This is a genomic window from uncultured Actinomyces sp. (assembly GCF_963526355.1).
GTDB lineage: Bacteria > Actinomycetota > Actinomycetes > Actinomycetales > Actinomycetaceae > Actinomyces.
The window spans coordinates 1-5,164 of the sequence record NZ_CAUROW010000113.1; the positions used below are offsets into that span (position 1 = coordinate 1).

Below are 5,164 nucleotides of genomic sequence, written 5' to 3' on the forward strand. Positions count from 1 at the left end.
GATGATCGTGCCGGCCTTCTTCAGGAAGCCCTTGCAGGCGTCCCACACCATGATGGCGATCGTGCGTACGCGGGGCAGCCGGTAGGGCGGCATCTCCATGTAGAAGGGCAGCAGGATGGTGCCGCGGTCGGTGAGCTGCTTGACCATCCAGGCCGCCGCCATCGCGGAGACCGCCCCCAGCAGGTAGAGGGCGAACATGACGGTGCCGCGCGCCCCGAAGGGCCCGATCCTGGCGCCGGCGTCAACCGTCAACGAGATCATGATGACGTAGACGGGCAGGCGCGCCGAGCAGGTCATGAGCGGGGCGCCCAGCATCGTGGCCACCCGGTCCTTGGTGGAGGGCAGCGTGCGGGTGGCCATGATCCCGGGGATCGCGCAGGCCAGCGAGGACAGCAGGGCCACGAAGGCCCGCCCCTCCAGACCCGCGATGCTCATGACCTTGTCCATGAGGAAGGCCGCCCGGGACATGTACCCCACGCCCTCCAGGACGGAGATGATGAGGAACATGATGACGATCTGGGGGATGAAGGTCAGCACCGCCCCCACACCGCCGATGACGCCGTCCCCCAGGAGCCCGGCAATGAGCGGATGGGACTCATCGAGCCAGCCGTGCACGATCGTCCCCAGTGCCCCGAAGCCGTCCTCGATGGCGCCCTTGAAGGGCTCGGCCCAGGTGAAGATCGCCTGGAAGAAGAGGAACATGATCGTGAAGAACACGATGGTACCGGGGACGGGGCGCAGCAGGACCCTGTCGATCGCCGAGGTGATCTGGTCGCTCTGGGGCGCCTGGTAGTCGGCGGCTGCGAGCACCGAGTCGGCCCAGGAGGTGATCTCATCGGGGTCGGTGGGCGGCGGCAGGGGAGTGCGCTGCCAGGTGGCGACCTGGGCGAGCTGGGCGCGCAGATCGGGCATGCCGATGCCTCGGTGCCCGATGACCCGCACAGCCGGGATCCCCAGCGCCCGCCCGAGGGCCGCCACGTTGAGGCGGCCCGTGCGGCGACTGAGCTCGTCGGTCATGGTGACCACCAGGCAGGTGGGCAGGTCCAGGGCGAGGGCCTCGGCGACGAAGTTCATCCCCCGCTGCAACGTGGTGGCGTCGACGACGATGACCAGCGCGTCCGGTGCGCTGACAGTGGTCGAGGTCCCGGTGAGGACGTCGTGGACGATCTGCTCGTCGGGGCTGATCGGGTCCAGGGAGTAGGCTCCCGGCAGGTCCTCGATCGTCAGGGTGGTGCCCTCGACCTTGCAGGTTCCCAGGGACCGCTGGACGGTGACGCCCGGGTAGTTGCCGGTCTTGGCGTGCAGGCCGGTCAGGGCGTTGTAGATGGAGGTCTTGCCGGCGTTGGGGGCGCCGGCCAGGGCGATGCGCCGCGACCCGGCCACCGGTGTCCTGGAGCCGGCCGAGTCGCCATGGCAGTCGGTGCCCGGGCGGTGGCGCTCGCGGGGCTCGCCGCGGTGCGTCCGGCCGGAGGCGTGCTGCATGGTGTCGCGGGGGCTCACAGCGTCTCTCCCGCCGTCTGGTCGGGTGCGCCTGGGGCCACGTGCCTCCCGGCGGGCCTGGGGCGGAGGATGATGCGGTCCTCGGCCTCGATAGTGGCGACCTGAATGAGCTGGGCCTCGTGGCGGCGCAGGCACAGCTCGTAGTCGGAGACCCGGTAGACCACCGGGTCGCCCATGGGGGCACGACGCAGCGGTGCGGCGATCCTGCCGGGAATAAACCCCAGGTTGCGCAGTCGCTTGATGAGGACCCCGCCGACGCCGTCGTCGAGCAGGTGGATGATGCGACCGCTGGTCCCGGGACTGAGGTCGGACAACGGAAGTGTGGGGGCGTCCGGTTCGGGGGAGTGAGTGGTGCCGGTGGGGGCGCGGTGTCGTGGAACAGCGAAAGCCATGATGTCCTCGGCTCGACAAGAAGAGGTGAAGAAGAGGTTCTTCGTCAATGGGAGTGTAAGGCGATGCTTGTCTATTCCGCTGGGAATTCACCTGAAATTAGTGTGAAAGAAGTCGGGGTGTTGCTCGTGAATGACGAGGCGCCCCTTTCGCCATAGGTATGGCGGTGATCGCGATCGCTCGCGGCGGCGGCTCCGCGTGAGCTGAAGGCCGCGGGCGCGTGTTCCTGCTGCTCAGCGCCCCGGTCCGGTTCCTAGTGAGGGTGGCACGGACCTCCTCGATCTTGGTGCTTCATAAAAAGAACCTTAGAAAAAACTGGATACGAAGAATGATTGTCACGAGAGTCATGGTTGCCGGAGCAAAAAAGGGAGAGCCGGGTTTCTTAAAACGCTTCCATTGACTCGGAGAATATAGTTGTCCTTCGAACAAAGGGGAGACTCACCTCATTCTCCGAGGTGGAACCCGGGGGTGCGTATGGTGCAAGAACGGCGTCGTCGCAGTAACGCGCGACGACGCCGTCGGTGATGTCGGCGATGAGAGTGCCCGGCCGGACTCAGCGGGGTCGGGACATGGCCACGGTGCGGGCGCGCTCGGCCCAGGCGTCGTCGAGGGGCTCAGGCTCCCAGGCGGCACCGGAGTGCTCGGTGGCGCGGGCCAGCAGCCAGTCGGCCACGGCCGGGTTCTTGGGCAGCAGGGAGCCGTGCAGGTAGGTGCCGATGACGTGGTGGACGCGCCCGCCCTCGGTGGCGTCCTTGCCGTTGTTGCCGTCGCCCATGCGCACCGTGCCGAAGGGACGCGCGTCCGGGCCCAGAGTGGTCAGTCCGGAGTGGTTCTCGTAGCCGACCACCGCCCCGAAGTCCTTGGTGTCCAGGGTGATGTTGCCGATGAGGCGCGTATCGCCGGCCACCGTGTGGGCGTCCATGAGGCTGATGCCGGGGATCTCCTGGCCCTTGACGGTGGTGAAGCCGTGCCCGAAGAGCTGGTAGAGGCCGCAGATCACCAGCATCGGGACGCCGTCGGCAGCCCAGGCCTTGAGGGTGGGCCCGACCTTGACCAGGTCCTCCTTGATGCGGTCCTGACCGGAGTCCTGGCCGCCACCGCCCACGAGGATGTCCACGTCGCTCGGCAGCTCGTCGCCCGGGTCGTAGGAGAGGAGCTCGACGTCGTATCCCTGCCACTGGGCGCGCCGCGCCAGCACGAGCGTGTTGCCCCAGTCGCCGTAGATGTTCATGTCCCGCGGGTAGAGCTGGAGCAGGCGCAGGCGGCCGCGGGCGGGGCCGTCGGTGGTGTGCTCGTAGTGCGCGGTCATGACATGACCTCCTCAACGTCCGTCATCTCGCCCAGGATCGAGCGCAGGGCCAGCATCGCGGTGTAGGTGGTGAAGATCCGCATGGGGCGGTCGGCGTCGGCGGCGGTGCGGCGCATGAGGGTCACTGCCCGGCGCAGGTCGGGCTCGACGTCGGCGACCTCGACGTCGTCGTAGCGCAGCCGCAGCGCCATGTCCCAGGCCCGCACCCCGGTGACGACAGCGACCCCGCCGGCGCGCAGGGCCGAGAAGTCGACGTCCCAGAGCCAGGACATGTCCCGGCCGTCGGCGTACTCGTCGTTGATGGCCACGACCACGACCTCGCCTGCCTGCGCCTGGGCGGCCGCCGAGAGCAGGCCCATGCGGAAGCCGGCCGGATTCTTGACCAGGGAGAGCTGGACGGGACGGCCGTCCAGGGTGAGGACCTCGCCGCGCCCGAAGGCGGCCTGCACGGTGCCCAGGGTGGTCAGCAGCCCGGGCAGGTCGGCCTCCTCGCCCAGCACCTCCAGGACCACCCCGAGGGCGGCACAGGCGTTGAGCAGGTTGTGGACGCCCGGGATGGTGAAGTCGACCTCGTGGGAGGTTCCGTCGATGCGCACGGTGGCGCGCTGGCCGTTGATGGCCTCCAGGGTGACGCGTGGGCCCGGGGCCTGCTCGTCGTCCTGGGGCGCCCGGGGGCTGACCAGACCGGTGCGCAGGTCGTCGTCGGACAGGAACAGGGAGCGCAGGTCCTCGCCGGCGCCGAAGGAGACGACGCGGGCGCTGACGCCTTCGAGGAAGCCGGGGGCGGCCAGGCGCGGGTCGTCGCCGTTGAGGACGACGACGTCGCTGGTGGCCTTGGCGATGGAGTGCAGGAGGGAGGCGGTGTAGTCGATCTCGCCGAAGCGGTCGAGCTGGTCGCGCATGACGTTGAGCAAGAGGCAGGCGCGCGGGCGGACCCGGGCCACGAAGTGGACGGCGTGGGCCTCGTCGAGCTCGAGGACCGCGATGTCGGCGTCCAGGTTGCCGGCGGCGTCGACCTCGGTGAGCAGGGAGGCGAGCACGCCGCGCACGAAGTTCGAGCCGGTCCGGTTGGTGAAGACCTTGAGGCCCTGCTCGCGCAGGAGCTGGACGACCATCTTGGTGGTGGTGGTCTTGCCGTTGGTGCCCGAGACCACGATGACGCCGTGGGGCAGGCGGCTCAGGGTGCGCTCCAGGAAACCGGGATCGGTGTGCTCCATGACCAGGCCGGGGAAGGCGGTGCCGCCACTGCCGCCGCCGCGCACGCGGGCGGCCAGGCGCGCTGTGCGGCCGAGAGCGACCGTAAGACGAGAACGCATGGGACTCCTGCTGACTGAAGAGGGGCGCACCGACAATGCGATCGGAGCGCGGGTGCCCATATGGGTACCGTGGTTCCCCATATAGGCGCCGTGGTTGCCCATATGGGCACCGACTGGGCGTCAGTCTAGGGCAGCGGGCCGGTCACGGACGCGTCACGATGCTCACGTGAAAGGTGCGAAGAAAAGGTGAGTCTGCCGGCTCACTGGGGGACGACGATGCGCAGGGCGCCCTGGTCGACCTCGGCCCGCAGGGTTCGGGTGGAGCCGGCCGTGTCGCCGTCGAGCTCGAAGGGGACCGGGTGGTCGGCCTCAATGAGGACCTTCCTGGCGCGGGTGAGGGTGAAGCCCTCCATTTCCTGGCCGGTGAGGATCTGTGCGCCCAGACGGGCCCAGTCCACGACCTTGTCGGGGCTGGCCAGGAGCAGGTCGACCATGCCATCGGTGGGAGTCGCCCGTGGGAAGAGTGTCATGCCGGCGGTGATGGTGCCGACGTTGCCCATGAGCGCCATGACCATCTGGCGGTGCACGGGGGACTCGTCGTCGAGCGTGATGGTGGCGGTGAAGGGGTCGGGAATCGCGTTCTGGACGGCGGCGACCGCGTAGGCGCCCGAGCGGATGACCTTCTTCAGGCCCGAGTCGGTGGACTCCA

At 68.9% G+C, this 5,164-nt stretch carries 5 protein-coding genes; all 5 read right to left on the bottom strand.

What is annotated here, in order from left to right:
• On the bottom strand, positions 1-1,482 hold a 1,482-nt coding region (locus RWR81_RS12215), incomplete at its 3' end, for a ferrous iron transporter B (protein WP_399498447.1).
• Between the two features lie 14 nt (positions 1,483-1,496).
• Positions 1,497-1,892 (bottom strand): FeoA family protein, encoded by a 396-nt coding sequence (locus tag RWR81_RS12220; RefSeq protein WP_314458004.1) that lies wholly within the window; start codon positions 1,890-1,892, stop codon positions 1,497-1,499.
• Positions 1,893-2,443: 551 nt separating this feature from the next.
• Positions 2,444-3,199 carry a glutamine amidotransferase gene (locus tag RWR81_RS12225; RefSeq protein WP_314458005.1) on the bottom strand — a complete coding sequence of 252 codons (756 nt, stop codon included), beginning with the start codon at positions 3,197-3,199 and terminating at the stop codon, positions 2,444-2,446.
• Positions 3,196-4,515 carry a MurT ligase domain-containing protein gene (locus RWR81_RS12230; RefSeq protein WP_314458006.1) on the bottom strand — a complete coding sequence of 440 codons (1,320 nt, stop codon included), beginning with the start codon at positions 4,513-4,515 and terminating at the stop codon, positions 3,196-3,198. Before RWR81_RS12230 ends, RWR81_RS12225 begins: the two co-directional genes overlap by 4 nt.
• 200 nt (positions 4,516-4,715) lie before the next feature.
• Positions 4,716-5,164, bottom strand: a 449-nt coding sequence (locus RWR81_RS12235; RefSeq protein WP_399498446.1) for a diacylglycerol/lipid kinase family protein, incomplete at its 5' end; no start/stop codon positions are given.